Annotated in this window: 28 protein-coding genes; 19 read left to right on the top strand and 9 right to left on the bottom strand. The window is 34.3% G+C overall.

Annotated elements, in window-relative coordinates; translation table 11 throughout:
• Positions 1–2: 2 nt before the first annotated feature.
• Positions 3–896, bottom strand: coding sequence for a LysR family transcriptional regulator (locus B5P42_RS26350; protein WP_113735584.1), 894 nt, complete (start codon positions 894–896; stop codon positions 3–5).
• A gap of 161 nt (positions 897–1,057) precedes the next feature.
• Here B5P42_RS26350 and B5P42_RS26345 point away from each other — a divergent pair, with 161 nt between their 5' ends.
• Genes B5P42_RS26345 through B5P42_RS26325 form a run of 5 tightly spaced genes read left to right on the top strand, consistent with a single transcriptional unit; the run spans position 1,058 to position 6,849 of the window.
• A complete protein-coding gene (locus B5P42_RS26345) occupies positions 1,058–2,050 on the top strand; it encodes an ABC transporter ATP-binding protein (protein WP_113735583.1) in 993 nt (330 codons plus the stop codon).
• Positions 2,028–3,053, top strand: coding sequence for an ABC transporter substrate-binding protein (locus B5P42_RS26340; protein ID WP_002086426.1), 1,026 nt, complete (start codon positions 2,028–2,030; stop codon positions 3,051–3,053). The genes B5P42_RS26345 and B5P42_RS26340 overlap by 23 nt, the downstream gene beginning before the upstream one ends.
• Positions 3,054–3,065: 12 nt before the next feature.
• Entirely contained in the window at positions 3,066–4,736 is a 1,671-nt protein-coding gene (locus B5P42_RS26335; protein WP_113735582.1) for an ABC transporter permease, read from the top strand.
• On the top strand, positions 4,733–5,995 hold the full coding sequence (locus B5P42_RS26330) for an MBL fold metallo-hydrolase (RefSeq protein WP_113735581.1): 1,263 nt from the start codon (positions 4,733–4,735) through the stop codon (positions 5,993–5,995). Before B5P42_RS26335 ends, B5P42_RS26330 begins: the two co-directional genes overlap by 4 nt.
• Before the next feature lie 20 nt (positions 5,996–6,015).
• Positions 6,016–6,849, top strand: coding sequence for a hypothetical protein (locus tag B5P42_RS26325; RefSeq protein ID WP_113735580.1), 834 nt, complete (start codon positions 6,016–6,018; stop codon positions 6,847–6,849).
• 53 nt (positions 6,850–6,902) lie between these two features.
• Here the strand turns inward: B5P42_RS26325 and B5P42_RS26320 are convergent, their stop codons facing one another.
• Entirely contained in the window at positions 6,903–7,325 is a 423-nt protein-coding gene (locus B5P42_RS26320) for a YfmQ family protein (RefSeq protein WP_113735579.1), read from the bottom strand.
• A gap of 131 nt (positions 7,326–7,456) precedes the next feature.
• Here B5P42_RS26320 and B5P42_RS26315 point away from each other — a divergent pair, with 131 nt between their 5' ends.
• The 6 genes from B5P42_RS26315 to B5P42_RS26290 all read left to right on the top strand — a co-directional run bounded on the left by B5P42_RS26315 (position 7,457) and on the right by B5P42_RS26290 (position 10,949).
• On the top strand, positions 7,457–7,573 hold the full coding sequence (locus B5P42_RS26315; RefSeq protein WP_002031004.1) for a hypothetical protein: 117 nt from the start codon (positions 7,457–7,459) through the stop codon (positions 7,571–7,573).
• A 65-nt stretch (positions 7,574–7,638) separates the two neighbouring features.
• Complete coding sequence (locus B5P42_RS26310) at positions 7,639–7,800, top strand: hypothetical protein (RefSeq protein ID WP_000109008.1); 162 nt, start codon at positions 7,639–7,641, stop codon at positions 7,798–7,800.
• Between the two features lie 161 nt (positions 7,801–7,961).
• The gene (locus B5P42_RS26305) at positions 7,962–8,597 is read left to right on the top strand and encodes a cupin domain-containing protein (RefSeq protein ID WP_061675762.1); all 636 of its coding nucleotides are present in this window, start codon (positions 7,962–7,964) and stop codon (positions 8,595–8,597) included.
• Positions 8,598–8,697: 100 nt separating this feature from the next.
• Positions 8,698–9,789, top strand: coding sequence for a serine hydrolase (locus B5P42_RS26300; RefSeq protein WP_113735578.1), 1,092 nt, complete (start codon positions 8,698–8,700; stop codon positions 9,787–9,789).
• A 123-nt stretch (positions 9,790–9,912) separates the two neighbouring features.
• Entirely contained in the window at positions 9,913–10,488 is a 576-nt protein-coding gene (locus B5P42_RS26295; protein ID WP_002030998.1) for a histidine phosphatase family protein, read from the top strand.
• 89 nt (positions 10,489–10,577) lie between these two features.
• On the top strand, positions 10,578–10,949 hold the full coding sequence (locus tag B5P42_RS26290; RefSeq protein ID WP_000461762.1) for a hypothetical protein: 372 nt from the start codon (positions 10,578–10,580) through the stop codon (positions 10,947–10,949).
• A 39-nt stretch (positions 10,950–10,988) separates the two neighbouring features.
• On the opposite strand, the gene B5P42_RS26285 is transcribed toward B5P42_RS26290, so the two are convergent.
• Genes B5P42_RS26285 through B5P42_RS26275 form a run of 3 tightly spaced genes read right to left on the bottom strand, consistent with a single transcriptional unit; the run spans position 10,989 to position 12,584 of the window.
• Positions 10,989–11,909, bottom strand: a complete 921-nt coding sequence (locus tag B5P42_RS26285; protein ID WP_113735577.1) for an alpha/beta fold hydrolase — start codon at positions 11,907–11,909, stop codon at positions 10,989–10,991.
• Positions 11,861–12,190, bottom strand: coding sequence for a DUF3147 family protein (locus B5P42_RS26280; protein WP_002086410.1), 330 nt, complete (start codon positions 12,188–12,190; stop codon positions 11,861–11,863). The genes B5P42_RS26285 and B5P42_RS26280 overlap by 49 nt, the downstream gene beginning before the upstream one ends.
• The gene (locus B5P42_RS26275) at positions 12,174–12,584 is read right to left on the bottom strand and encodes a MarR family winged helix-turn-helix transcriptional regulator (RefSeq protein ID WP_002030991.1); all 411 of its coding nucleotides are present in this window, start codon (positions 12,582–12,584) and stop codon (positions 12,174–12,176) included. The genes B5P42_RS26280 and B5P42_RS26275 overlap by 17 nt, the downstream gene beginning before the upstream one ends.
• A 124-nt stretch (positions 12,585–12,708) precedes the next feature.
• Between B5P42_RS26275 and B5P42_RS26270 the strand changes: the two genes are divergently transcribed.
• Complete coding sequence (locus tag B5P42_RS26270; RefSeq protein WP_002012083.1) at positions 12,709–13,536, top strand: PP2C family serine/threonine-protein phosphatase; 828 nt, start codon at positions 12,709–12,711, stop codon at positions 13,534–13,536.
• 46 nt (positions 13,537–13,582) lie between these two features.
• Here the strand turns inward: B5P42_RS26270 and asnB are convergent, their stop codons facing one another.
• The gene (gene asnB / locus B5P42_RS26265; RefSeq protein WP_002193118.1) at positions 13,583–15,406 is read right to left on the bottom strand and encodes an asparagine synthase (glutamine-hydrolyzing); all 1,824 of its coding nucleotides are present in this window, start codon (positions 15,404–15,406) and stop codon (positions 13,583–13,585) included.
• A gap of 268 nt (positions 15,407–15,674) precedes the next feature.
• Between asnB and B5P42_RS26260 the strand changes: the two genes are divergently transcribed.
• Positions 15,675–16,241, top strand: coding sequence for a sigma-70 family RNA polymerase sigma factor (locus tag B5P42_RS26260; protein WP_033730433.1), 567 nt, complete (start codon positions 15,675–15,677; stop codon positions 16,239–16,241).
• Positions 16,238–17,344 (top strand): DUF4179 domain-containing protein, encoded by a 1,107-nt coding sequence (locus B5P42_RS26255; RefSeq protein ID WP_113735576.1) that lies wholly within the window; start codon positions 16,238–16,240, stop codon positions 17,342–17,344. The genes B5P42_RS26260 and B5P42_RS26255 overlap by 4 nt, the downstream gene beginning before the upstream one ends.
• A gap of 39 nt (positions 17,345–17,383) precedes the next feature.
• On the opposite strand, the gene B5P42_RS26250 is transcribed toward B5P42_RS26255, so the two are convergent.
• Positions 17,384–18,457 carry a WD40/YVTN/BNR-like repeat-containing protein gene (locus B5P42_RS26250; RefSeq protein ID WP_080784549.1) on the bottom strand — a complete coding sequence of 358 codons (1,074 nt, stop codon included), beginning with the start codon at positions 18,455–18,457 and terminating at the stop codon, positions 17,384–17,386.
• A gap of 268 nt (positions 18,458–18,725) precedes the next feature.
• On the opposite strand from B5P42_RS26250, the gene B5P42_RS26245 reads away from it, so the two are divergent.
• Positions 18,726–19,625, top strand: a complete 900-nt coding sequence (locus B5P42_RS26245; protein WP_002012090.1) for a cation diffusion facilitator family transporter — start codon at positions 18,726–18,728, stop codon at positions 19,623–19,625.
• Positions 19,626–19,818: 193 nt separating this feature from the next.
• Positions 19,819–19,989, top strand: coding sequence for a Fur-regulated basic protein FbpA (gene fbpA / locus B5P42_RS26240; RefSeq protein WP_002012091.1), 171 nt, complete (start codon positions 19,819–19,821; stop codon positions 19,987–19,989).
• 52 nt (positions 19,990–20,041) lie between these two features.
• Here fbpA and B5P42_RS26235 read toward each other — a convergent pair whose 3' ends face one another.
• Positions 20,042–20,713 carry a GntR family transcriptional regulator gene (locus B5P42_RS26235; protein WP_002030983.1) on the bottom strand — a complete coding sequence of 224 codons (672 nt, stop codon included), beginning with the start codon at positions 20,711–20,713 and terminating at the stop codon, positions 20,042–20,044.
• Positions 20,714–20,729: 16 nt separating this feature from the next.
• The gene (locus B5P42_RS26230; RefSeq protein WP_002126685.1) at positions 20,730–21,695 is read right to left on the bottom strand and encodes a DMT family transporter; all 966 of its coding nucleotides are present in this window, start codon (positions 21,693–21,695) and stop codon (positions 20,730–20,732) included.
• 163 nt (positions 21,696–21,858) lie between these two features.
• Here B5P42_RS26230 and B5P42_RS26225 point away from each other — a divergent pair, with 163 nt between their 5' ends.
• The 3 genes from B5P42_RS26225 (at position 21,859) to nhaC (ending at position 25,043) form a co-directional block, all read left to right on the top strand.
• Positions 21,859–22,170: a DUF3784 domain-containing protein gene (locus B5P42_RS26225; protein WP_002064702.1), complete on the top strand. Its 312-nt coding sequence runs from the start codon at positions 21,859–21,861 to the stop codon at positions 22,168–22,170.
• 398 nt (positions 22,171–22,568) lie between these two features.
• On the top strand, positions 22,569–23,228 hold the full coding sequence (locus B5P42_RS26215) for a class I SAM-dependent methyltransferase (RefSeq protein ID WP_113735574.1): 660 nt from the start codon (positions 22,569–22,571) through the stop codon (positions 23,226–23,228).
• Positions 23,229–23,639: 411 nt separating this feature from the next.
• Entirely contained in the window at positions 23,640–25,043 is a 1,404-nt protein-coding gene (gene nhaC / locus B5P42_RS26210; RefSeq protein WP_002135474.1) for a Na+/H+ antiporter NhaC, read from the top strand.
• The last annotated feature ends 17 nt before the right edge of the window (positions 25,044–25,060 follow it).

The raw sequence follows: 25,060 nt of genomic DNA, 5'->3' as shown, positions 1-25,060 counted from the left end.
TTTTAATTTTTTTCTGCAAAAGAAGTAATGCTATGTAGTAAAAAAGAAATTATTTTAGAATTCCATCTGTCCTCATGATGAATGGTATAAATATTACGCTGAAATTCAAAATCAGGGATCGGTATATAGCATAGCTCATTTCGTTGTACTTCTTGCTCAATAGCAAGTTTTGAAATAAAGGCAACCCCATTACCATATTTTAAAATTTGTTTCATCGTTTCTAATGAATCTAGTTCAATTTCTGATTGGAATGTAATGTTATGTGCTAACGTCCATTGTGTAAGTAAATCTCTCGTTGTAGATGGGTTACGATGCAATAATATACGTTCTTTTTCGATATCTTGTAATGATACATTTGTTCTTTTAGAAAGATGATGTTCTTTGGAAAAGGCAAGAACAAGTGTATCAGGCATTACATTCATTTGTTTTAGAAGTGGTTCGTCAAACGGTGCCGCAGAAATTACCCCGAGATCAATTTCATGATTTTGTAGCATCGTTCGAATTTCAGGAGCTGTTTTTACTATGAGTGTTATTTTTATATTTGGAAATTCGCATTGAAATTGGTGAACAACTTCTGGTAAAAGATAAGTCGCGGGTACATAACTAGCACCAATTGTTATAGCGCCTTTATTAAAATCTTTAAACTCTTGTGTGACCCGCCTAGCTTCTTTCATAAGTGCATCTATTTTACAAGCATAATGATGCAACGCTTCACCAGCTGCTGTTAAGAAATACCTTCCGGAACGTAATTCAAATAAAGGCACACCAAGTTCCTCTTCTAAGCTTTTTATATGAAACGTAATAGTAGGTTGTTTAACGCCAAGTTTTTCTGCAACAATAGTAAGCTTTTTGTATTTCTTAATAAGCACTACAATTTCTAATTTTAAGAGATTCATGATAAGTTGGCCCCTTTTTCTTCTAACTATAGAAAAAATCTATAGAAATAAATAGTTTATTAGAGATTTTTTAATTTAATCTTTACAGTACATTAACATTCAGTATAAAACTTCCAGATAGAATGAAAGCAGGTTAAGAATGAGGGGAGAGAGGTGAAACGATGGATATTAAAATTCATGGATTAGAAAAGGCATTTGGGAAAACACAGGCGTTAAAGCCGTTACAGATTGTAATGAAAAAAGGGGAATTCACCACACTTTTAGGACCTTCAGGATGCGGGAAAACGACTTTACTTAGAATGATTGCAGGGCTTGAGGAACCGGATAAAGGTGAAATATATTTTGGAGATAAGTGCATGTATTCTTCTGCTAAAAAGATAAAAACATCTCCTCATGAGCGGAATATCGGCATGGTATTTCAAGATTTTGCTTTATGGCCGCATATGACTATATTTGAAAATGCTGCATTTGGTTTAAGGGCTACAAAGCAAACGAATCACTTAAGAGAAAAGGTAGAAGATGCGATAAAGCGAGTTCGTTTGCAAGGTATGGAGAAAAGATATCCGCATGAACTCTCAGGTGGACAGCAGCAACGTGTCGCATTTGCTAGAGCAATTGTAACGAAACCTCATTTTATTTTGTTCGATGAACCGTTAAGTGCACTCGATGCAATTTTGCGAGAAGAAATGCGATTAGAACTTATGGACATCGTTCATTCAATTGGTTTAACGGCATTGTATGTAACACATGATCAAACAGAAGCTATGTCAATGTCAGACCAAATTATTGTCATGAAGCAGGGTGAAGTATTACAAAAAGGAACACCAGAAGACATTTATGTGAAACCGTCTCATGAATTTGTTGCAAAATTTGTTGGTAAGGCAAATTGGCTTGTAGAGGGGAAAAAAATGATTCGTCCAGAGCATGTGAGCTGGACAAAAAATGACTTGTGCGAAATGTATACAGGTGAAGTTCAGCACGTTACATATGTAGGAGAACGTTATGAAGTGAAAGTAAACATGGGGACACTCGGTGTATGGATAGCTTATCACAATAGTAAGCTAAGCGTTGGTAAACCGGTATCGTTATATGTACCAAAAAAATGTATTCATCATATAGGGGGAGAATCGTATGAAGAAATTCAGTTCGCTTAAGTCTTTATTTGTATGTACTTTACTATTTTCTGCTGTAGTAACAGGTTGTAGCTCAAAGACAGGCAGTGTAGATGCAAAAAATAAAAACGCTAATGAAAAGAAAATTGTTGTATATAGTGCAGGACCAAAAGGATTAGCAGAAAAAATTCAAAAGGACTTTGAAAAGAAAACAGGGATAAAAGTAGAAATGTTTCAAGGAACAACAGGTAAGATTTTAGCAAGAATGGAGGCTGAAAAGAAAAATCCAGTCGTTGACGTTGTCGTACTTGCTTCTTTACCAGCGATGGAAGGATTAAAAAAAGATGGGCAAACGTTAGCTTATAAAGAAGCAAAACAAGCTGATAAGCTTCGTTCTGAATGGTCGGATGATAAAGGACATTATTTTGGATATAGTGCTTCAGCATTAGGAATTGTGTATAACACAAAAAATGTGAAGACAGCACCTGAAGATTGGAGCGATATAACGAAAGGAGAATGGAAAGGGAAAGTGAATCTTCCAGATCCAGCACTTTCAGGTTCAGCTTTAGACTTTGTAACAGGATATGTGAAAAAGAATGGACAAGATGGATGGAATTTATTTGAACAGCTTAAGAAAAATGAAGTTACAGTAGCTGGGGCAAACCAAGAAGCGTTAGACCCAGTTGTAACAGGTGCGAAAGATATGGTAATTGCGGGTGTTGACTATATGACGTACAGTGCAAAAGCAAAGGGTGAACCGGTTGATATCGTATATCCAAAAAGCGGAACAGTCATTAGTCCACGGGCAGCAGGCATTATGAAGGATAGTAAAAATGTAGAAGGTGCAAAAGAGTTTATTGATTATTTATTATCAGATGATGTGCAAAAACAAGTTTCTAAAGCGTATTTGTTGCCAGGTAGAAAAGATATAAAAGCTGAAAATAGACCGAATGTAGAAGAGATTCCAGTATTAAATATTGATTGGAAAACAGTTGAGAAAGAACAAGATGAAATAGCAAAACAATTTAAGAAAGTATTTCAATAAGATGGTGATTACATGGTAAATCGATTCGTATCAGTAAGACAAGTTGGAATGACAGTAGCGTTGTTACTTGTGGCGATGTTAATCGTCATTCCGCTTTTTCTCATTTTATTTTCTAGTGTATATGAAAATAGCAGTTGGAATTTTTTAAAGCCTTTTGAAGTCATGCAAAGTGGTGGATTAGCTGGGATTTTTCTAAATTCGATGCTTCTAGGTGTACTCGTTGTAATAGGAGCTACAATATTTGCGTTTCCATTGGCGTTCATTATGAGCAAAACAGATGTAGGAAAGTATAGTAAGTTAGATATTGTTTTTATGATCCCATTTATGACCCCGCCCTATATCGGATCGATGGGCTGGATTTTGTTCATGCAACCTAACGGTTATTTTGAACAATTTTTTCCGGCTTTAAAGCCGATTTCATCATCGTTTTTTAGTTTAGGCGGTATGGTTTTAATTATGAGTCTGCATTTATTCCCATTCCTTTACTTCATGTTGAAAAACACGTTACTTCAGATTGGGAGTAGTAAAGAAGAAGCTGCAGCAGTTCATGGTGGACGTTTTTTCTATCGCTTAAGAAAGATAATACTACCGTTATTGTTATCAAGTTATGTAATGGGTGCTTTACTCATTTTCGTAAAGACGATTGCTGAATTTGGAACACCAGCTACATTCGGACGTAGAATAGGATTCCATGTGTTAACATCTGAGATTCATAAATTTATCTCTAGTTGGCCGATTGATTTTGGCAGTGCCACAGCATTATCTTCTTTATTACTTAGTGCCTGTATGCTCATTTGGTATATGCAAAATGTATTGAATCGAAAGTATACATATGCAATGGTTAGTGGAAAAGGTGTGAAATCTAAAAGGTATACTTTGTCTATAGTTACACGTTTTATAGCATGGGTTTATGTAATTGGTTTACTAATAGTAGCAATTGGAATCCCATACTTTTCTATACTTATTGCTTCTTTGTCGAAGTTAAGAGGCGGTGACTTACATTTTAATAACTTTACAACAAGCCATTATGAAGCATTATTTACAATTGGTTCTCCGGGATTAGAAGCTTTATGGAACAGTTTTCTTTTTTCACTCGTAACGGCGATTGTTGCTGTAATTATTGGCGTATTTTTGGCGCTTATGATTCGAAAGGGGAAAAAGTCCTCTGAAAAATGGCTTGATATGTGCGGCATGTTACCGAATATGGTACCAGGAATAGTGATGGTTGTAGGGCTTATTTTATTTTGGAATTCACCCTATATGCCTATGTCAATTTACAATACACCAGTCATGGTTATCGTAACGTATGTTGTTCTCTTTTTACCTTATACGGTGCAGTATGTAAAAGCATCGCTCGGACAAATTGATGATTCTCTTGTACAGGCAGGAAGTATTTTTTCCGGGAATTATATTTATATTTTTAGAAAAATAATATTGCCGCTTATTATTCCAGGAATTCTTGCTGGATGGGCGATGACATTTACGATTTCGATAAGAGAGTTAGTAGCATCGCTTCTCGTACTACCTCCATCAGTAGAAACGTCAGCAACGTTTATTTTTGCTCAATTTGAACAAGGAGAAGTATCTATAGGAATGGCAATGGCTGTTGTTTCTGTTGGGCTTACAACAATGTGCTTATTACTTCTGCAACATATGGAGCAAAAACGAAAAGGGGTAGCATGATGAGGATGGAAGTATGGGGAGGAGCGGGAGAATACGGTCGTTCCTGCTATTTTGTAAAAAATAAAGAGACAAAAATAGTATTTGATTGTGGTATTAATCGATCATATGAGGATAGTTATCCCAAAATAGAAAGAGAAGTTGTTCCATTTTTGGATGCAGTATTTTTATCACATATTCATGAAGACCATACGATGGGTTTACCTTTATTGACGAAGTATGGATATAAGAAAAAAATTTGGACGACTCGTTATACGAAGGAGCAACTTCCAGCTTATTTTGAAAAATGGGGAAACTACAATCTTTCAAAAGGGTGGAATTTACCTTATAACGATCAAAATATTAAAGATCTAAATTATGTATGTATTGATGAGATTAGTAATCCAAATGAATGGATACAGATTACACCAACGTTGCGGTTTCAATGGGGGTATAGTGGGCATGTATTAGGAGCTGTTTGGTTTTTAGTGGATATGTGTAATACATACGTATTTTATTCTGGTGATTATTCAGCAGAATCTAATATACTACGAGCTAATTTACCTGAAGATTTGCGAAGCGATATAAAAATTGCAATTGTAGATGCCGCTTATCACACTGATGATGTTTCACAAAAGGAACGAGTAGACGAATTATGTGCAGAAATTGAACGAGTTGCTCAAAATAAAGGAACAGCATTACTACCACTGCCCTCACTTGGTAGGGCGCAAGATATAGTATTGTATTTATATGAACGATATAAAGAACTTCCAATTATAGTAGATAAAGAAATTTTTGCTGGATTTGAAGAGATGTTCATATATAAAGATTGGTTAAAAAATAATGAAAAACTTGAACGGGTTGTGGAGGGTTTAAAAAGAAACATAATAGTTATGGATAAGGACATTTGTATGCAAAATAGTTATGGAATAGTTGTAATGAGTGATGCGAATATGCAAACGAAACGAGCACAGTTGTATTATGAACAACTTCGGCATGAAGAACGAAATTCGATTATCTTTACTGGACATATTGCTAAAGGAAGTTTTGCAGAAAAAGTTTTGAAGGAACGTGTAGGTAAAGAATGTAGGGTGAAGCGAGTTCCATATAAAGTTCATCAAAGTATAAGTGACGTTAAGGAAATGTTAAATACACTATTACCAGAACATACGGTGTTAGTACACGCTTTGAAAGAGGATACGGATCAATTACAGAAAAAGCTTAGCATAGCAGGATATAAAAATGTATATTCACTTGCAATGGAATGTGTAGAAGTCATATAAAATGTAAAGGAGATTGGTATATGAAAAAAGTATTTGTATTCGTAAGTATTTTCTTTTGTTGTTTCCTTTATAACGTTAAGGAAGGTTTTGCTGCTAGTCCAATGAAACCTAGCTTTGAAGTGAAGTTATTATTAAAGCCAGAACAAGTATTAGGTTATAACAAAGAGATGAAGCAAGAGGTACTAGAACATTTCCAGGCTGGTACAAATTATGAAAGAATACAAGTGGAATTTTTAGATACGGCGAATAAAAGTTTAAGTAATGAAGGTTGGTTTGCGAGGATCCGAAAGAAAGAATTTAGTAAAGATTTTGAGCTAACATATAAAAAGAGATACCCGATTCAAAATGGTATGATTCAAGATGCATTAGAAGTAGCTAAGAAGGATGGATTTGATAGTAAAACTGATAACTATGAGGCAGAAATAGATTGGGGATTTGAGAAGAAAACATTAAGTATTTCAAATAAGAAAAGTTATAGTGCTAAAGGATATGGGATACTTGATTTACCAAATGAACAAGCTGCTCAAAATATGTTAATAGAAAAGTTACCAGGGAAAATGAACAAATGGTTGTATACGAATTGGGGAGAAGAAATGCTCAAGAATTCTCGTATTTACGGTCCTGTATTAATGAAACGGTATACAGGGGAGTTTGAAAATATAAAAACGAATATTGAAGTTTGGCCACTAAGTAATACAGGGAAAATAGAAGATGATTTCGTAATAGAAGTGTCGTTTAAAACAAATGAGGAAAGTATTGCAACAAAACAAAGAGAATTATTAATGGCGAGTATAGAGAAAAAAGGATGGTTGTTACCGAAAGATAGTTTGAAGACAGAGCTTATTTTTCAGTAAATAGGAAAGAAGGAATCCATGTGCCATGGATTCCTTCTTCTAATATATGAGTATTAAGCTAAATCAGCTGACACGAACATATCATTATTTTGAAGGTTTTTAGAGCGTAAACTATAAGCAACTACCTTCTTTTTATGTTGTTTTACTACATCAACATGCTCTTCATGACTATAAATATAAAATGTAAAATCTTTTTTGCCACGTTTTGCATTGATAATTAAAGGAGTGCCTTCATTGTGTGGTGGTGCATAATAGCGATCTAAAAATAATCCTTCGTTAAAATCATGAATAATTCTGGATTTCTTTTCGCCTTCTAAGTTATTTCCATTGATTGTAACAGTCACATTCTCTTCTTCAAGTTGTGGATGTGTTTCGTACTTGCTAATAATGGATTCAATAGCAGAGTTAGGAAGGCTAGAAACAATAATTTTAAATGCTCCAAATACAACTAACATTACAATAAACCAAGTCGTCATAGTATTTCATCCCCTTTATCCCACAGTAACGGTCCGTAAAATCCTGGTTGGTGCGGGCTAATAATCAGTGTGGGATAGATACCCCGTACTGACTAAAATTTCACTTTATCCTATTTAACAATATAACTCATGTGGCAATAGTACATATGGTGAAGTTTTGTATAATTTGTGAAAAATATTCCATTTTTATGAACGAAATATTAGAAAAATCAATTTTGTTACAAAAAGTTGAAATCGAAGTATTTTAAAAGAAAAAGGTTTATAATAAAAATATAACTAATAACAACATTACTAATTATAAGGAAGTGTAACTATGAGTACTGTAACAATCGTATATGGTATTATTCTTTCTACAATTATTGTTTTATTTATTGTCGGGGTATCGCGTTATATTCATAAGTGGAAAGAAGGAGTTGCGAAATTAAATCACATTGAAGAAGAACTTAGTGATTTAATGTTACATCATGGTAAGTAAAAAGTTTATTTTTTAACTAAATAATGTGAAAAAAATCACAAAACATGCTCTCATAATGAAAGCATGTTTTTTTGTTATGTTGTTAATAGGCACATTTATAAAATTTCCCCATACGATACAGTGTAAAATTAGAAATGTTCGGAGCGGGAAAGAGGGATTGAATGAGTAGTTCAGGTTATGTTACAGATAATAAAAATTTAAAGAAAAGCTCAGGAACGCCAAATCTTTTCTTTGATTCGAGAAAAAATGTCTTTTTTAAAAGAGATGAGAAAAACGTTGCATATGAAGTTACCTCAACGCAGTTACCTGCGATGATAGGAGGGGCGTTTGTTGATTTATTTATGACGAAAGGGCATATGCGGGAACCACATTGGCATCCGAATGCGTGGGAATTAGATGTTGTTGTATCAGGAGAAGCAGTTACATCCATTTTAAATCCCGAAACGAATCAATTGCAAAATTATCATGTGAAAGCGGGGCAAACTGTCTTTATTCCAATGGGATGGTGGCATTGGATTACAGCGGTAACAGAAGAAGTACAATTACATTTGTTCTTTAATAACGATCAGTTTGAAACAGCAGAGGGATCAGACATACTTAGATTAACACCGCCAGAAGTATTTCAAGCTGCATACGGTGTAAGTGCAGAAAAATTAGGAAAGGACCTTTCGCCAATTAAGGAGTCAGTTGTAATTGGTCCTCCTAACTCAAATCGACTAAATAGAGTTAAAGAAAGTGACGACTCAAATATAGTTGTTACGTTAAATGGACAAATAACATCATGTGAAATAGAGTAACTCTTTCTTTTTTTAGGAAGAGTTACTCTGTTTTGTATAATTTTGTATTTTTATTCGTTATAATTATTATATAGAAGGGAATTTATAGAGGGGGCATATTGTGAACATATTAAAGATTATAGGAATTGTTGCAGGAGTGATTGTAGTAGCTGTTATAGCTTTCTTTGTTATTATGAAGTACTATTTGTCAAAAGAAGATCCTGATTACGTATTAAACTACATAAAAGAACATAAAGGTGATGAAACATGTTCATTACTTATTAGAAAAAACGGTGAAGTAGTAACATCTGTAAATGAAAATAAAAAATTACCATTAGCAAGTACGGCAAAAATCGTAATAGCAGTTGAATTTGCTAAGCAAGTGTCAGAAGGAAAAATAAGTCGAGATGAACAAATTTCATTGCAGGATTTAGAAAAATATTATGTTAAAAACACTGATGGTGGAGCGCATCCTGACTGGTTAGAAGATTCAAAAGTGAGAGAGTTAGTGCAAAATGGACAGATTGCTTTAGAAGAAGTGGCTAAAGGGATGATTCATTATAGTTCTAATGCGAATACAACATATTTGTTAGATAAGCTTGGAATAGAAAGAGTAAATGATAATTTAAAAGAGTTAGAACTTACTAGTCATGACAAGTTCTCTTCGTATACTGCTTCACTATATATGAGAGGGTATGTAGAAAAAGAGCTTAATGAGCCAGAAAATCAATCGTTAGAAATGATACGTAACATGTCTAATGATGAATATAATAAACACGTGTTACAAATACATGAATGGATGAAAGATGAAAGTGAATGGAAGAAACGTGATATACCATTAAAAATAGATATGGAATTCCAGCGTATTTGGTCAGATCGATTAGTGAGTGCAAATGCTAAAGATTATTTGAGTTTAATGGAAAAGATAAATAGTAGAAATTATTTTCCAAAATCAATGCAAGATGAAATTGATAATGTTTTTAAAGGAACAGTTGAAAATAGTAAGTTGGAATATGCTGGTCAAAAAGGTGGTTCTACCGCATTCGTATTGACAAAAAGTTTGTATACTACAGATAAGAAAGGGAATAAGGTAGAAGTTGTAATTATGTTTAACGATATAGAAGATCAAGTTGCATATCAAAAGCTGAGAAATAATATAGATTATTTTATTCAAGATGCTATAACAGATGAAGAATTCAGAAGAAAGTTATAATGAAATAATTTTATTGTGTAAACAAAAGAGCGCTTTTTAAAAGGCGCTCTTTTCTATTCATGATACAGGATTTCCTATTTACTGCATGGAATATAGATTGAAACTAAGAAAGGAAGTTGAATAATGACTACAGTATATTTCGTTCGCCACGCTCACTCTACATATACAAAGGAAGAAAGGGAACGTCCCTTATCTGAAGAAGGAGAGATTGATGCAGGTAATGTAACAAGTTTGTTAAAGGATAAAAACATTGATGTTGTTATTTCTAGCCCGTATAAAAGGGCGATTCAAACCGTGCAAGGAATTGCGAATACATATAATTTATCAATACAACTGGAAGAAGATTTACGGGAAAGGTTATTAAGTAAAGAGCCAGTAACAGATTTTAACGATGCTATTCAGAAGGTATGGGAAGACTGGACTTTTGCATACGAAGGCGGAGAATCAAATGATGTAGCGCAAAGACGCGCTGTAATATGTATGCAAAGTATATTAAAAAAATATAAAGGTAAGAATATTGTAATAGGTACTCATGGGAATATTATGGTATTACTAATGAATTATTTTGATTCGAAATATGGTTTTCAGTTTTGGAAAACCCTTCATATGCCTGATGTGTATAAATTAACTTTTGATAATAATTGTTTCAGTTCTGCTGAAAGAATACAGTCTACAGATTATCAGATAAATAATTTGTAAAAGTTTATCAAAAAAAGAGGAAAGGGAGAAGGTATTGTAGAAGTATGACTTTGTAACATAAAAAATATTGGTTAAAGGAGGCTGTTTACATGTTTGAGAAAGAGAAAGAAGGGCTTATTGAAGTTCACAACGTATATGAAATCGCACCAGCAGATGGAGCAATTATAGGTATGGCAACGGAAGAAGAAATGGAGATTGCTGCTGAACTAGAGTTACAGTACTATGCCCATTCTCGTTTATTAGAAGCAAATATTCAGTTAGACGGTTCCTCCTATAAAGAGTTACTTCAGGAGTTCCAGGAGTACGAAAGAAAATCAATGAACTTTTGGAGAGCAATACATAAACGTTTAGCTGTGCCGTGGGCATGGGTACTACGTATTGATGTTGCGAACGGTCCTATATATGTAAGCAATGGGAGTTCGTATTATGAAGAAGTCGATGATGAAGAAGACTATGAATAGATAAGTAAGGAAGCAGCTTTAGTTGCTTCCTTTTTTTATTTACAATAAGTGAATGGCTTCAATGATAGCATCTGGACGATCGTTTTCTATCCCGTGACTAGCATGTTCAGCCAAAATGTATTGGCTGTTTATTGAGAGATTTAATTGTTCACGAATAAGTTCTTGCCACATATCTTCAAGTTGTGTAGCTTCTTCTTTTGGCATACCGCCCTCAATCAATTGAGCAATAGAATATTGAGGATCTCTACCGATAACGATTAATGGTATTTCTAATGTTTTATGTTGTTTTTTTATTGAGCGAGCACAATTTTTCCACTCGGACAGTTCAGAAGCTGTCGCTTTATATAAGGAAGGAGATGTAGAAAATTTGATATGCTGTTTTGTTGTATTGACGAGCATAGATTTTAGTTCATTATAAAGTACTTCTGCATCCATGTTGGAGTAGGTATGATATTTTTGTAGCCACATATCATCAGAATCAGTTTGATCAGAAACTGGTAAATGAAGCTCATCTAATCGGTGTAAGTTCATGGAAGTAGAATCAACTAAAAGAAGTGCTTGCAGCCTATCTTCATGTAACATTGCAAAATGTTGTGCACATAACCCTCCATAGGAATGGCCGATTAGAATGATTGGCTCGTGAATATGGAGTTTGTTTAGTAACATATGTAGTTCCTTTGTAACTTGCCTTGCTGTACGTGGAGTATTTCCTAGCTCACTTTTTCCGTAACCTGGGCGATGGTATGAAACAACTGTAAAGTGTTGTGAAAGCTCTTCTATAATAGGGAGCCAATCATAAAATGAGCAACTCATTCCTGTTTGAATGACTACAGTTTGTTTACTGTTACCTCTTATATATACTTCTACAGTTTGTCCAAATATCTCTACTGATCTATTAATAGTAATTCCCCCTAAGCTTGAAATACTTTTTGGCAAGTAAAGACGATACACCAGGCACATATGCCGAAGAGTATAGATGTACTAAGTGAAAAGGAGTTCTTTAAACCGATATAAACAATAAATAATAGTAGTGCGGATGCAGGAAATCCATATAATACGCCTAAAGCGAATTGACTTAATTCTTGTTTACTCCCACCTTCGAAAGAAATCCAAAATAGGCTTAGTAAACTAACGAGTGGAAGGGCAGCAATAAAGCCGCCTATCGTACTATAATGTTTAGCGACTTCAGTAATAACGCCGATAATAAGTGCCGAAACGATTACTTTAACGAGGAAATGCATATTTTGCCTCCTTCGCTAATAACGAAAAGGCTTTTTCTATTAGTTGTTGTTCTTCTTTTGATAACTGTGATTCTAATATTTTTATCTTTTCTTTATCTAGTAAAGTATGCTTTTCTAATACTTCAATGCCTTCTTTCGTTAAAGTAAGGTTTACAACCCTTTCATCGTGTTTGTTTCTTTCTTTTATAATAAATCCTTTTTGAATAAGGCGCTTTACGTGTTCAGATGCTGTGTTATGAGAGAGACTAAGCTCAGTAGCAACTTTTCCAATTGTTATATCTTTCTCACGAGAAACGATTTGTAAAATACGAATAGCTTGGTGAGAAAGGTTGTCTTCATATTCATATCGTAAGTGATAATAAATACTTTCCCAATGTTGATTAATGTCTTTCATAATGATAAATCCTCCTATTTTTATATCGTATAGTAAGATATATTCGTTGATTCAGAAGTAAAATCCTTTTATTTTCATTAAAAATGTTGAAAAAGTTTATTTTTATTGAAATATAAGGTAATCTATGTGTAAAGGTATACATTTAGCAAGAGAGAGGATGATAGCTGTGAATACATTTAAATGGATTAGTCATGAAAAGATGTATGTAGATCAAATACATGTTGAAAAATGTGGTCCTCTTTCAGTCGGCGTATATGGAGGAAATCAAGAGAGTGATGCATATGAAAGAGGAGATGCAGTGCTAGCTTGGTGGGATCCGAAATTAGAATTTGAATTTGTTATGATTTTTGATACACATCATAAAACGAAAAATATACATTATATAATAGAAGCGATTTCAGAAAGAGAAGAAAAACTAAAAGAGTTATTTTCATACCCAATCCATTTAGCTTTTCATCATACACATATGTATTTATTAGCGTTATTTACAGATGAGCTCTTTATCGAGAAATGTGACCAAGATGATGAGGAACTTGCATGTTTAATTTGTTTACGAAAAGGCGAGTTCTTATATTGGCTATCAGTTGGTGATTGCTTCGCGTATTTATTCCATTCAGAGCAAACGAAAAATGGAAAAGGTAGGCTAAATAAGCGTAAGAACTATGAATACATAGGAAGAAAAAATGTTTTTGCAGCGAATACACCTTGTTTTACATCAGGGGTAAGGGGATTAGAAAAAGGTCAGAATCACATTGTAATGGCAACGGATGGTATTTTAGAGTGTGATAAACTAAAGTTTGATGATGATCAATCTTTAGTAGAAATATTACACGACGGATCTTGTTTACAGATTGAGCCTGTATTAACAAATGTACTTCAGTGGAAAGGTAGAGATTGTGCCACTATTATTGGATGGTCCATCGATACTGAAAATAGACAATGTGCCAATTAATAAATGAAAGAGAGTTCAAGGGTTTTTGTCCTTGAACTCTTTTTTGTTAAGCAATATGAATATGATACGTTTTTAACCATTCATTTACTTGTAGCATATACTCCATAGCACTTCTTGCTTCAAAATTGGTAATCTCTTTGTTACTTTGATCAGCAATTGCAAGTAATATGGAATGGTTAATGAGTGAGAAAACAGGATTGTTTTTATTACTGCACATATCAAGCGTTAAATTGCGGATTGTTTGTAAATAGTGTGGATCCTGTGAAGTAGGGTAAGCGCTTTTTCTTCTATTTCGCACATCATCAGGTAAAGCTGGTTTCAGCGCTCTACGTAAAATTCCCTTTTCGATATTATCAATACTTTTAATATTGAAAGGAACGTTCCATAAATATTCAACTAATCTATAATCGCAAAACGGTACACGAACTTCAAATCCTACAGCCATACTCATACGGTCTTTACGGTCGAGTAAGAACGGAAGGAATCGTGTTAAAAATAAATAAAACATTTGACGCTGTTTCGCTTCTTTTTTACTTTCACCTTCAAGAGTAGGTACTTCAAGAGCAGCCTCATGGAATCGTTTATTAATATACTGCTCAGGATTACATTGAGTTGTTACGTCGTTTAATAATAGAGAAGATGTGTTTTTCCAGTTTGTTAACCACGGAAACTTATCTACATATAATAGTTCTTCTTGATGAAACCAAGGATATCCCCCGAATACTTCATCAGCAGATTCTCCAGATAAAGCTACGGTTGCATCTTTTTTCATTTCGCAAAATAGTAAATAAAGTGAAGTTTCCATTTCGCCAGCACTGGGTAAATCTTTCGCGTGAAGGGGAACGAATAAGTGATTTGCTAACTCTTCAGCATTCACAATAATGTCATGATGCGATGTCCCTACATGTTCAGAAACACGTTTTACCCAAGGAGCATCTAGACCAGTTCGAGCAAATGTCAGTTCGAAATCTTTCGCGCTATTTAAAAAATCGATTGAATATGTGTGAAGTGTTTTGTGTTCCTCTCTAAATTCTTTACCTGCCAGTGCAGTAATACCACTAGAATCTAATCCGCCTGATAACATACAAACGAGGGGAACATCAGCAATTAATTGTCTTTTTACTGTATCTTGTAAAATAGATAAAATATGAGAAGATGTGTCTTGGGTAGAGTCTGTATGGATCTTACTTTCTAAATTCCAATACTTCTTAACTACTTTTTTATCACGTGTGAATGTTATAGAATGTCCAGCACGAACTTCTTGAATATGTTTAAAGACGCCACATCCTGGAGTTCGAAATAAGCCTAATCCAAATATTTCATTTATGCCGTCCGCATCAATTTCAGCAGGAACAGATGGATGAGCTAATAATGCTTTTATTTCAGATCCGAAAATAATACTGTCATTTCTTTCTGTATAAAAGAGTGGCTTTACGCCTAAATGATCACGTGCTAAAAACAGTTGTTGCTTCTGATCATCCCATAAGGCGAAAGCGAAAATTCCGTTTAAATGTTGTACGCAGTCTTCTTTCCATTCTAAATAAGCATGTAGTAATACTTCTGTATCTGAATGCGTTTCAAATGCATGACCACATTTTCGAAGCTGTTCTCTCAGTTCACGAAAATTATAAATTTCTCCATTATAAGTAAGAGCATACGTATAATCACCGGCACGGAATGTTTTTGGCTGCGTCCCGCCTTCTGGGTCAATAACAATTAAACGTCGGTGTGCAAAAGCCGCATGAGGTGAAAACCAAAATCCTTCAGCATCAGGACCGCGATGCTGAATACTATTCGCCATCTTTTCTAAAATAACATGTTCATTTGAAAGATCTTTCTTCCAATCTACCCAACCTGTAATTCCACACATACAAATCTCATCTCCTAATTTAAAATTATAAAAGTAGATTAATTAAATGAAATGTACACCAGGTTAAAGAGTGTCTGCATAAATAGTGTACTACACTAATTGAATTACAGACTTGAGAAAATTTTCTTCAAGCTTATATTTATATGAGACAATGGCTAAGGAAAAGTATTCCATTACATACAAAAAATAAAAAAGATGAGAGAAAATATTTTTTTAGACGTTATATAGGGTGTAAAAGCTTTTACAAAAAAATAAGGGGAATCGCTACATGAAATCAAATGAGAAAAATTTTATAAAAAGATTACAACGGCAAAAAGAAGATGCGCTAGAATTTGTTGTTGATGCATACTTACCACTCATAAAAGGAATCACGCACAAAGTTCTTCTTCCAGTTCAAAATGATGGACTCATAGAGGAATGTGTAAACGATATATTTCTTTCCATTTGGAATAACGCAAATAAATTTCATGGAGAGCCGAGTGACTTTAAAAAATGGATAGCGGCGATTGCAAAATTTAAGGCGATTGATTATTACCGGAAAGCGACTAGAAAAGTAGAAATTATTTCAGATGAGTTTCATATTAGTATGGAAAAGTCAGCAGAAGATGAATTAATCGTTATGGAAGATAGGGAAGAGTTATTGAAGCTTATTAATCAATTAGAACCGTTAGATCAAAAGGTGTTCATTATGAAATATCTTCTCGGTATGAAGACAGAGGAAATAGGTGACAAATTAGGATTAACCAGGGCAGCGATCGATAATCGTGTGTACCGGGGAAAAAAGAAACTACAACAAAATGCTACGAATATTAGTTTTGGAGGTAGTGCAATATGAAAGACATTTATGAATTATTAAATGACATTGATATAGATGAAAAAGAACTTGAGGAAATTGAGGCTTCTGAAATTGAAAAAGAAAAAGTAAAACGCAATGTAAAACAATCGATACGTACGAAGAAAAAGATGAAAAGTTGGAAAAAAGGTGTTGCTGCTGCATCTATTTTAGTAGGATTATCAGTTGCAACGCTTGGTATCGGGTTTCCTACATATGCTGGAGGATTGCCAATTGTAGGTGATATATTCCGATTTTTAGATAATGGTAGAACAGGGGTACATGAAAATTATAAAGAGTTTTCGACTGAATTGAATATGACGAAAGAGAGCAATGGGGTTAAAGTTACAATTAATGATGCTGTGTTCGATGGTAGAACTGTAACGATAACGTATTCTATCGAAAGTGATAAAGATTTAGGAGAGCATCCGAGCATATTTGGTTCCCCACAGGTAAGCATGTCTAATGGTGCGGCAGGAAGTTCTAAAACTACGAAAGTAGGAGATAAAAAATATGTAGGTATGACTACAACAAGTGATCTTGGTAGTAAAAGAATGGACGTTGCAAATGTTAGATGGAATATGGAATCAATTAATATGTACGAAGAAAAAAAATCAATTAAAGGGAACTGGGATTTCGCACTTAGTTTAAAAGCAATGGATAGTAAGGAAGCAAAGGTTAATGGGGTTTCTGAAAATGAATTAATAAAAGTAAATATAGACAAAATGGAAGTAACCCCGATGTCCTTTATCGTTTTTTACAATCAAGAAGAATCTAAGGCATTAAGAAGTATATGGGATAGCGCTGATGTGGAATTAGAAATAAAAGATGATTTAGGAAATAAATATGCAGGTGAAGGAAATGGCGGAACTAGTACAGTAGCAGAGCCACATAAAAGTAGTTGGAGTGCTACATTCCAAAAGTTAAACGAAAATGCAACAAAGCTTATCGTTACACCTCATGTGAACTTACGAGTGCATACACCAGAAAACTTTGGTGGAGTGGAATTTATTAATGGAATCGAGAAGAAAATTGAAGTGCCGAAAAAAGAAGCGAAGAGTAAAGATATTGTTCTAGATGATATCGTAATTGATTTAAAGAAATAAAAGAGAGACTGCCTAAAGCCATTAGGCAGTCTTTTTTCGTTAAGAACAAGTAACGAGCAATGCATGCGGATGCTGCGTTTTATACTCATCTTTCCATGTAATGTTTAGTTGTTCCCACGTTTCACCGCTATCAGTGGATTGAAAGATGCCATTGTTATTTAAAGTGTAAAACGTATGTGGTTCGGCTGGATTTGTAGCAAACATCGAAATGACTGTACCAATTGCAGATGGTAGACCTTGCTGTACTTGCTGGAACGGAGTCTCTTTCGTTTTACGATAAATATAAGATTCATAAGGAATACGGTGATGAGCTAAATCAGCACTCGGTGCGGCAGAAACGAGAATTGTATTACAATCAGCTGGATCGATAGCCATACTGTATAAATAATGATGCTCAAGTCCGTCACTACATGAGATCCAGCTGTTTCCACTGTTATAACTTTCAAGATATGCGCGATCAGGTCCGCCCATAAATCCGTCACCACATGATGCATAAAGGCGATTTGGGGCTTCAGGGTGCATGAGTAATTGATGAGCATCGATAGGAGCACCGAATTTTTTATCAATCCATGTATGCCCTTTATCATTACTTTGAATAACAGCACCAGCTTCGATTGAAACATGGAGTGTATTTGGATTGTTTGGATCAACTGTAATCCAGCGTACGTGATGGGTAAAAGGTCTAGGCGGAAAAGCCCACGTATAGGAAGATAATAATGATTTCATATTTTTAAGTTCAGTCCACGTTTCACCACCATTTTCTGAACGGAATAAAGCACTAGGTTCTGTACCGACATAAACGACACCATATCCGTTAACTTGTTCATTAGGGCTTATCGTAATGGAAGTAATCGAAGAATGTAAAATACCATCCTCTTTAGGGAAATCAAAGTAACGATATGAATCTCCAATTGGTCTCCACGAATCCCCGCCATCGTCACTTAGCCATAAACCTCGTCCAAATGTGCCGCAATAAACACGATTTGTTTGGAATGGATCAACCACAATACAGGTAGGTTGCATATTTTGTAAATGATATGTGGTTTCATAGTTACCATATTGTTCTTTTACTACAACAAGTTCACGCTCCATGCAGAGAAATAGTCGTTTCAATTTTGTAGCCCCCTTAAAAATTCTTTCATTAGTAAACAATATGAAAATAAAAAAGAAGTAGTCTTGTTTTTAGTTGAGAAAAAGGACTTGTTTGAAAAGTAGCGAAGTTTGTATACAGAGGAAGCGGGATAAAGTGAAACTTTAATCAGTGGGGTATTGTTCATCTTCTACGGATTAGTAGCATTCACTATCGGGCGTTAATGGGGGATAAAGATAGGGAATGTGTTTCATACTAACATACAGATATTGCACTTAAAGGAGTATTTGTATGGGACACTCACATGATCACGGTCATTCAAAAAATAAAAAAGCGTTATTAATTGCCTTCTTATTAACAACAAGTTTTATGATTGCTGAAGTTATTGGCGGATTTGTAACAAATAGCTTAGCACTATTGTCTGACGCAGGGCATATGTTAAGTGATGCAGTATCCTTAGCTTTAAGTTTACTTGCGTTCAAGCTTGGGGAAAAAACGGCAACGGCCGCGAAAACATATGGGTATAAGCGAGTCGAAATGTTAGCGGCATTATGTAATGGTGTCGTTCTTATTGTCATTTCAGTATATATTTTTATTGAAGCAATTCGTCGTTTTAAGGAACCAGTTGAAATCGCTAGTAATGGAATGCTCATTATTGCTGTGCTTGGTCTGCTTATTAATATTGTATCAGCTTGGATATTAATGAGAGGCGGAGATGTGAAAGGTAATTTAAATTTAAGAAGTGCGTTCTTACATGTACTAGGCGATTTATTAGGTTCAGTTGGAGCGATTATTGCTGCGTTACTTATTAAATTTTTTGGATGGACTGCTGCAGATGCGGTTGCTAGTATTCTTGTGTCTATTTTAGTCATTATAAGTGGATGGCGTGTAACACGTGATACAGTTCATATATTAATGGAAGGTGCACCGCAGCACATAGATGCTGAAGAGGTGAAAAATACATTATTAAATATTACTATTGTAAAAGAAGTTCATGATTTACATATATGGTCTGTAACATCAGATTTTCAAGTATTAACTTGCCATCTTATTATCGAAGGTAATGAAACGCAAAGCGTATTGAAAGAAGCAACGGATGTATTAAAGGGGAAATTTCATGTAGAACATGTCACCATTCAAGTTGAAATAGAAGGTGAATTTAACCATAATGAGACAACTTGCAAAGTATGAAAGAAAAAGGGTATGAAAAAGTGTCATAACATTTTTCGCGTGGCATACATATATATAATGTGGCCACAAATACTTTGTAAGGTAAATATTTCATAAGATTACTTTACTTATTAAGAATCATCTTTTATAATCAAAAGTGGTAATTGATAAAGATTATCATTTTCAATGATCGTAGAAAGGAGTTTTTTAAAAGATGAGTAGTCAACTCCGTTTTGCTGTTGAAAATCGTAAGAGACATTTAATTGATGAGTTAATTGGAGCAGGGGTGTTTAAGATTCGCGACCGACAATTATACGAGCTGTCTTTAGAGGAATTGGAAAAAGAGTACGAGCATATTGAAGATTACGCAAATATTCAGGCATAGCATATAGATTATTAAAGAAGGAGCTGGTTACACTTTTGTGTAACCAGCTTTATTATTTCATAGAAATTATTTTTTGTATTTCTTTCATTGGACGGAGCCAGTTTTGAGACATCATTTGTTCCATTCGTTTTTCATCCTGTTTTTGTAGTGCTTGAATTATAGAGTGATGTTCTTTAATAGATTGACTTGCAGGCACGAAGTTTTGGAAAAATAAATATTCAAGGCGTAAAATGTGAAGTTGCATATTTTCTAGAAAAGGTTCAATATATCGGTTTTTAGCAATAGAAGTAATTGTATTGTGAAATCGTATATCTAGTTCTAAAGCTTTTTTTGAATCTTTTTCATGTATAGATTGTTGAAAAGCATCATTTATCTCGGAAAGTAGTTTAATATCAGCGTCTGTAACTTTTTGCAGTGCTTGCTTTCCTATAATTGAGTGAAGACCAGCTATCGTCTCATAAATGATAGATACGTCGTCTAACTTAATAGGCGCGATTTTCGTTTTTTGCCCAGGTACCATTTCAACTAATCCAGAAAGCTCTAAAATTTGTAAAGCTTCTCTAACAGGTGTTCTGCTTACTCCTAGTGCTTCTGCCAATTCCCCATCATTTATTTTTTCATCAGGTCGTAAAACACCTTCTATAATCCAATCTTGCAGTTGATTTAAAACGAGTGACTTTGCTGAAACTCTTCCTGGTTTTTTATAATTTTGAGGGACAGGCATAGTGAATTCAATCCTTTCATTGTATATGTTTCTTTTTCGTATTAACAAGCTTTAATTTTGGTTTTCCTTTATCCGGTTTTTGGCTTAATATGAGCACCATTACAATTACACAAAAAGCACCTAATAACTGAAAAGATTGAAACGGTACGTGCAAAATAAGCACAGAAGAAATAATAGCTGCGAGTGGTTCTGTACAGCCAAATAATGTTGTTTCTTTAGGCGTAAGGTATCTTATGCTATCTAAGTATAAATAAAATGCGATGAGTGTCCCGAAAATGACGACAAATGTAATGAGCGGGAGGGTACTTAGTTTTACATATTTCATAGTTGATAATAAAATGAATTCGTTTGTGGAAATAAAGTGTAAAATCGTTACGCCAATCCCCCCAATGATCATCCCCCATCCAACGATAACGGATGAAGACCACTTTTCTAACAATTCTTTTGAATACAAACTATAAAATGCAAGAGATAGTCCAGATAAAATGCCCCAAATGATAGCAGGTGTAGATACAGCTAAGTTATGAACAGAACCGTTTGTTAATAGGAGAAAGGTCCCTACTAATGAGAGGGTAATTGAAATATAATCAATTTTTGATGGACGAACGCTCCATTTGAAAAGTAAGTATACAGTGATAAATATAGGGGCTAAATATTGTAACAAAGTTGCAACAGCAGCGTTTCCTTCTTTAATAGAAGCGAAGTACGTGTACTGTACAGCAAGCATGCCTAAAAGACCGAACAAAATTATCTTATTTGCATCAGACTTTTGTTTCCAAATTCCAAATATTTCTTTTTTGTTCGCTCCGAATGATGACATAATGAGCAAAATAGCACCGGATATAAGTAAACGGATTGTAACTAACCATTCAGTAGAAACGTTTTCATATTGAAAAAGTTGTTGCGCAGCTGTTCCGGATAAGCCCCATAAACAAGCACCGATTATGACCATTATAATTCCTTTTAATCGATTTGGATCCATAAAATATATAGTCCTCCTTTCAAAAAAAATATATTAGATACAATATGCAATATATCACGAAATGGAGTATTAATAAACTGAAATTTCTAATTAAAAATAAAATTGTTTAGTAAGAACGATCATCTTTTTTTGTGTATAGTAAAATATCGTAGGGGGGAGTTATATGCTAGCAGGATTTTTGGTTTGTTTATTTGTTGGATTACTTATCATTTTTTTAGGGTATCAAATACATGTGAAAAAGAGATTGTTTTTGTTGGCAGGCTATCAGGAAGAAACGTTTGTTGGAGATAAAAATAAATTAGCGAAGCTTTCAGGTGTGTTTTCCTATATAGTCGGAGTTGCTACTATACTATTACCGTTTGGCTTAGAAAAAATAGGTGATGTAGTTGGTATCGTATATGCTATCTTAATTGTTTTAGGTACAATTGTGTTTCTTATTAAAGCAAATATGTTAAATAAGAGTACTACAAAGTGAAAAAGGCTCCATGCTACGGAAGCCTTTTTATTATGAAGTGAAAGTAAAAGCCGGAATAGGATCAACAAATGTATTTCAATCTTGTTTCATTTCTTTTTCTGTTAATAGAACGATTCATATCGATGCCGATAAATACAATTTCAGTTATTTGATCTCCATATCGTTCATCCAAGTTTTTCAATGCTTCTGATTCTAAGGAATGCTATTTCCACTTGTGAAAATAAGTAAAGTAGAGAAGATTAAGAAGCCAGCAAATCCATATGTATATGAAGAATTACCCCAATAAGAATGGGGTAATTCTTCATCTTTTTATGAAATATAATCATAATTGCGACGCCAAAAAAATAAAGATAAGAGTAATTTGGTTTGTTAAAAATATGTGTATAAGGAGATACGCGATGAACTGGGTTACTCATAAACCATCGTTTGAATTTGAAAATTTCAGTCCTATTATTCGGTCACAATCTGCGTGGAGTGGGCATTTAGATTTCGCATATGATTTAGTAAGATTTGAAGAACCAGCAACTTTAGTTGAGTTAGGTACGCATTTAGGTGCTTCCTTTTTTAGTTTTTGCCAGGGGGTAAAAGATGGTGGGTTAGCCACAAAATGTTTTGCTGTAGATACTTGGGCTGGAGATGGGCATACAGGTCCATATGGAGAAGGGGTTTTTCAAATAGTAGAAAAAGTGGTGAGGGATAACTACCTGAATATAGGGAATTTAATTCGGTCTACTTTTGATGATGCTCTGGATGAGTTTCAAGATGAAACGATAAATCTTTTGCATATTGATGGCTATCATACGTATGAAGCTGTTTCTCATGATTATAAAACATGGTTACCTAAAGTTGCGAAAAACGGTATTGTATTATTACATGATATTGAAGTTAAAAACGGTGATTTCGGTGTGTATAAGTTTTGGGATGAGGTCAAGGTGAAATACCCTCATTTTCAGTTTGGGCATTCATATGGACTCGGAGTTTTATTTCCGAAAGGTTGTAGCGATAAGTTTTCGGAAATACTTAAAAATAAAGAAGAGATACAAAATATGTATAAATAAAAGAGGGGCATGCATCGATTAAATGATGTGTGCTCTTTTTTTATGTAGAAATATATTATTACATATGAGGTGAAAGCGGTAGTAAAAAGTTTTGTTGAGGCAAATATTAAAAAGGTTATTATGGGTTAATAATTAGTGGGGATGGATAAAACCCTCATTGATTAAAGTTTTATTTCATTAGGTGTTTTTATCTAAATAAATAAAAATACAACATTTTTTATATTTTTCATTGCGAAAAGCGCAATCTACTTTTACAATAGAAAGGGTTGTGAATATATTATACTGAAAAAATAAATCGAAATAATATGAAAATTTTGTTTTGTCTTCGCTAATTGTATACTACATACACGTAAGACTACATACACGTAAGACTACATACATCATGTTATCGACTTGTAAGGAGAGAAAAAAATGAAAAGTGTAAGATTACCATCGATGCTAGAAATTATTATTCTTTTATGCCTATTTCTTGCTGTCGTCTTTTCCTTCCAAACGATTTTTGATCTCCCAATTCAATTAGCGCTATTTATTTCATGGTTTTTAGTTATTGCGCTTGGATTAAGATTAGGATTTCGTTATCAAGAATTGCAAGATGCAATTACGAAAGGGATTTCTAATGGATTAGAAGCAATTCTTATTTTAGTTGCAGTTGGGGCTTTAATTGGAACGTGGATTGCTGGTGGGGTTGTACCTACATTAATTTATTATGGATTAGAATTCATTCACCCTAGCATATTCTTATTGGCAACTTTAATTATTTGTTCAATCACTTCTATCGCGACAGGAACATCATGGGGAACAGTTGGAACTGCAGGTATTGCTATGATGGCGATAGGTGAAGGGCTTGGATTACCACTTCCGCTTGTTGCGGGTGCAGTCCTTTCAGGAGCTTATTTCGGAGACAAATTATCACCACTTTCTGATAGCACAGTTCTTGCAGCTTCTATGGCGAAAGTAGATGTTATTGCTCACGTTCGAGCCATGCTCGTATTAGACGTTCCAGCTTATATTATTACCAGCATTATGTTTACTGTTGCTGGATGGATGTATGGCGGGGATAATGTAGATTTAAATAGAGTTGAGTTTTTAAAAGAATCTTTATTAAAGCACTTTGATATTAAAATATGGATGCTTGTTCCAGCGGTAATTGTTATTGTGCTATTGGCGATGAAGAAACCATCTATGCCAACAATTGCTATGGGAGCTTTAATTGGTGCAATTTGGGCAACACTTTTCCAAGGAATGAACTTTGGAGAGGCAATTGGAACAGCATATAACGGATTCTCAATTCAATCTGGTGTCGAGTTTGTCGATAAGTTATTAAACCGTGGTGGAATTAATGGTATGCTTGGTTCAGTAGCCGTTATTATTTTCGGCTTAGGTTTTGGTGGATTACTTGAAAAGTTAGGTGTTCTAAAGGTAATCGTATCGAAATTTGAGAAGAAATTAAATTCTGCAGGTAATGTAACATTGTCTACATTAATCGTTGCGTTTTTAGCTAACATATTTGGTTGTGCGATGTACGTATCACTTATTTTAACACCAAAAATTATGGAAGAAAGCTATGATAAATTAAAAATAGATCGCCGCGTATTAGCACGTAACTCAGAAGTAGGTGGAACTTTGACTTCTGGTATGGTTCCATGGTCTGATAATGGTATTTTTATGGCTGGTATTTTAGGTGTATCAACATTATCATACGTTCCATTTATGTGGCTAAGCTTCGTATCACTCATTTTAGCAGTTATTTATGGATATACAGGCAAGTTCATTTGGTATGTAGATGATGCAGATAAAGGAAAGCAAGCATCATAAAATAAAAAATCACCTTC

The sequence above is a fragment of the Bacillus sp. SRB_331 genome (assembly GCF_003264175.1).
In the GTDB taxonomy this organism is placed as follows: Bacteria; Bacillota; Bacilli; order Bacillales; family Bacillaceae_G; genus Bacillus_A; species Bacillus_A mycoides.
This window is presented reverse-complemented; position numbering and strand designations above follow the sequence as displayed.

Excerpts from the sequence above, each read along its gene's own strand:
- B5P42_RS26350 (WP_113735584.1), bottom strand. The coding sequence starts at position 896 with ATGAATCTCTTAAAATTAGAAATTGTAGTGCTTATTAAGAAATACAAA.
- B5P42_RS26345 (WP_113735583.1), top strand. The coding sequence starts at position 1,058 with ATGGATATTAAAATTCATGGATTAGAAAAGGCATTTGGGAAAACACAG.
- B5P42_RS26340 (WP_002086426.1), top strand. The coding sequence starts at position 2,028 with ATGAAGAAATTCAGTTCGCTTAAGTCTTTATTTGTATGTACTTTACTA.
- B5P42_RS26335 (WP_113735582.1), top strand. The coding sequence starts at position 3,066 with ATGGTAAATCGATTCGTATCAGTAAGACAAGTTGGAATGACAGTAGCG.
- B5P42_RS26330 (WP_113735581.1), top strand. The coding sequence starts at position 4,733 with ATGATGAGGATGGAAGTATGGGGAGGAGCGGGAGAATACGGTCGTTCC.
- B5P42_RS26325 (WP_113735580.1), top strand. The coding sequence starts at position 6,016 with ATGAAAAAAGTATTTGTATTCGTAAGTATTTTCTTTTGTTGTTTCCTT.
- B5P42_RS26320 (WP_113735579.1), bottom strand. The coding sequence starts at position 7,325 with ATGACGACTTGGTTTATTGTAATGTTAGTTGTATTTGGAGCATTTAAA.
- B5P42_RS26310 (WP_000109008.1), top strand. The coding sequence starts at position 7,639 with ATGAGTACTGTAACAATCGTATATGGTATTATTCTTTCTACAATTATT.
- B5P42_RS26305 (WP_061675762.1), top strand. The coding sequence starts at position 7,962 with ATGAGTAGTTCAGGTTATGTTACAGATAATAAAAATTTAAAGAAAAGC.
- B5P42_RS26295 (WP_002030998.1), top strand. The coding sequence starts at position 9,913 with ATGACTACAGTATATTTCGTTCGCCACGCTCACTCTACATATACAAAG.
- B5P42_RS26290 (WP_000461762.1), top strand. The coding sequence starts at position 10,578 with ATGTTTGAGAAAGAGAAAGAAGGGCTTATTGAAGTTCACAACGTATAT.
- B5P42_RS26285 (WP_113735577.1), bottom strand. The coding sequence starts at position 11,909 with ATGTGCCTGGTGTATCGTCTTTACTTGCCAAAAAGTATTTCAAGCTTA.
- B5P42_RS26280 (WP_002086410.1), bottom strand. The coding sequence starts at position 12,190 with ATGCATTTCCTCGTTAAAGTAATCGTTTCGGCACTTATTATCGGCGTT.
- B5P42_RS26275 (WP_002030991.1), bottom strand. The coding sequence starts at position 12,584 with ATGAAAGACATTAATCAACATTGGGAAAGTATTTATTATCACTTACGA.
- B5P42_RS26270 (WP_002012083.1), top strand. The coding sequence starts at position 12,709 with ATGTGTAAAGGTATACATTTAGCAAGAGAGAGGATGATAGCTGTGAAT.
- asnB (WP_002193118.1), bottom strand. The coding sequence starts at position 15,406 with ATGTGTGGAATTACAGGTTGGGTAGATTGGAAGAAAGATCTTTCAAAT.
- B5P42_RS26260 (WP_033730433.1), top strand. The coding sequence starts at position 15,675 with ATGAAATCAAATGAGAAAAATTTTATAAAAAGATTACAACGGCAAAAA.
- B5P42_RS26255 (WP_113735576.1), top strand. The coding sequence starts at position 16,238 with ATGAAAGACATTTATGAATTATTAAATGACATTGATATAGATGAAAAA.
- B5P42_RS26245 (WP_002012090.1), top strand. The coding sequence starts at position 18,726 with ATGGGACACTCACATGATCACGGTCATTCAAAAAATAAAAAAGCGTTA.
- fbpA (WP_002012091.1), top strand. The coding sequence starts at position 19,819 with ATGAGTAGTCAACTCCGTTTTGCTGTTGAAAATCGTAAGAGACATTTA.
- B5P42_RS26235 (WP_002030983.1), bottom strand. The coding sequence starts at position 20,713 with ATGCCTGTCCCTCAAAATTATAAAAAACCAGGAAGAGTTTCAGCAAAG.
- B5P42_RS26230 (WP_002126685.1), bottom strand. The coding sequence starts at position 21,695 with ATGGATCCAAATCGATTAAAAGGAATTATAATGGTCATAATCGGTGCT.
- B5P42_RS26225 (WP_002064702.1), top strand. The coding sequence starts at position 21,859 with ATGCTAGCAGGATTTTTGGTTTGTTTATTTGTTGGATTACTTATCATT.
- B5P42_RS26215 (WP_113735574.1), top strand. The coding sequence starts at position 22,569 with ATGAACTGGGTTACTCATAAACCATCGTTTGAATTTGAAAATTTCAGT.
- nhaC (WP_002135474.1), top strand. The coding sequence starts at position 23,640 with ATGAAAAGTGTAAGATTACCATCGATGCTAGAAATTATTATTCTTTTA.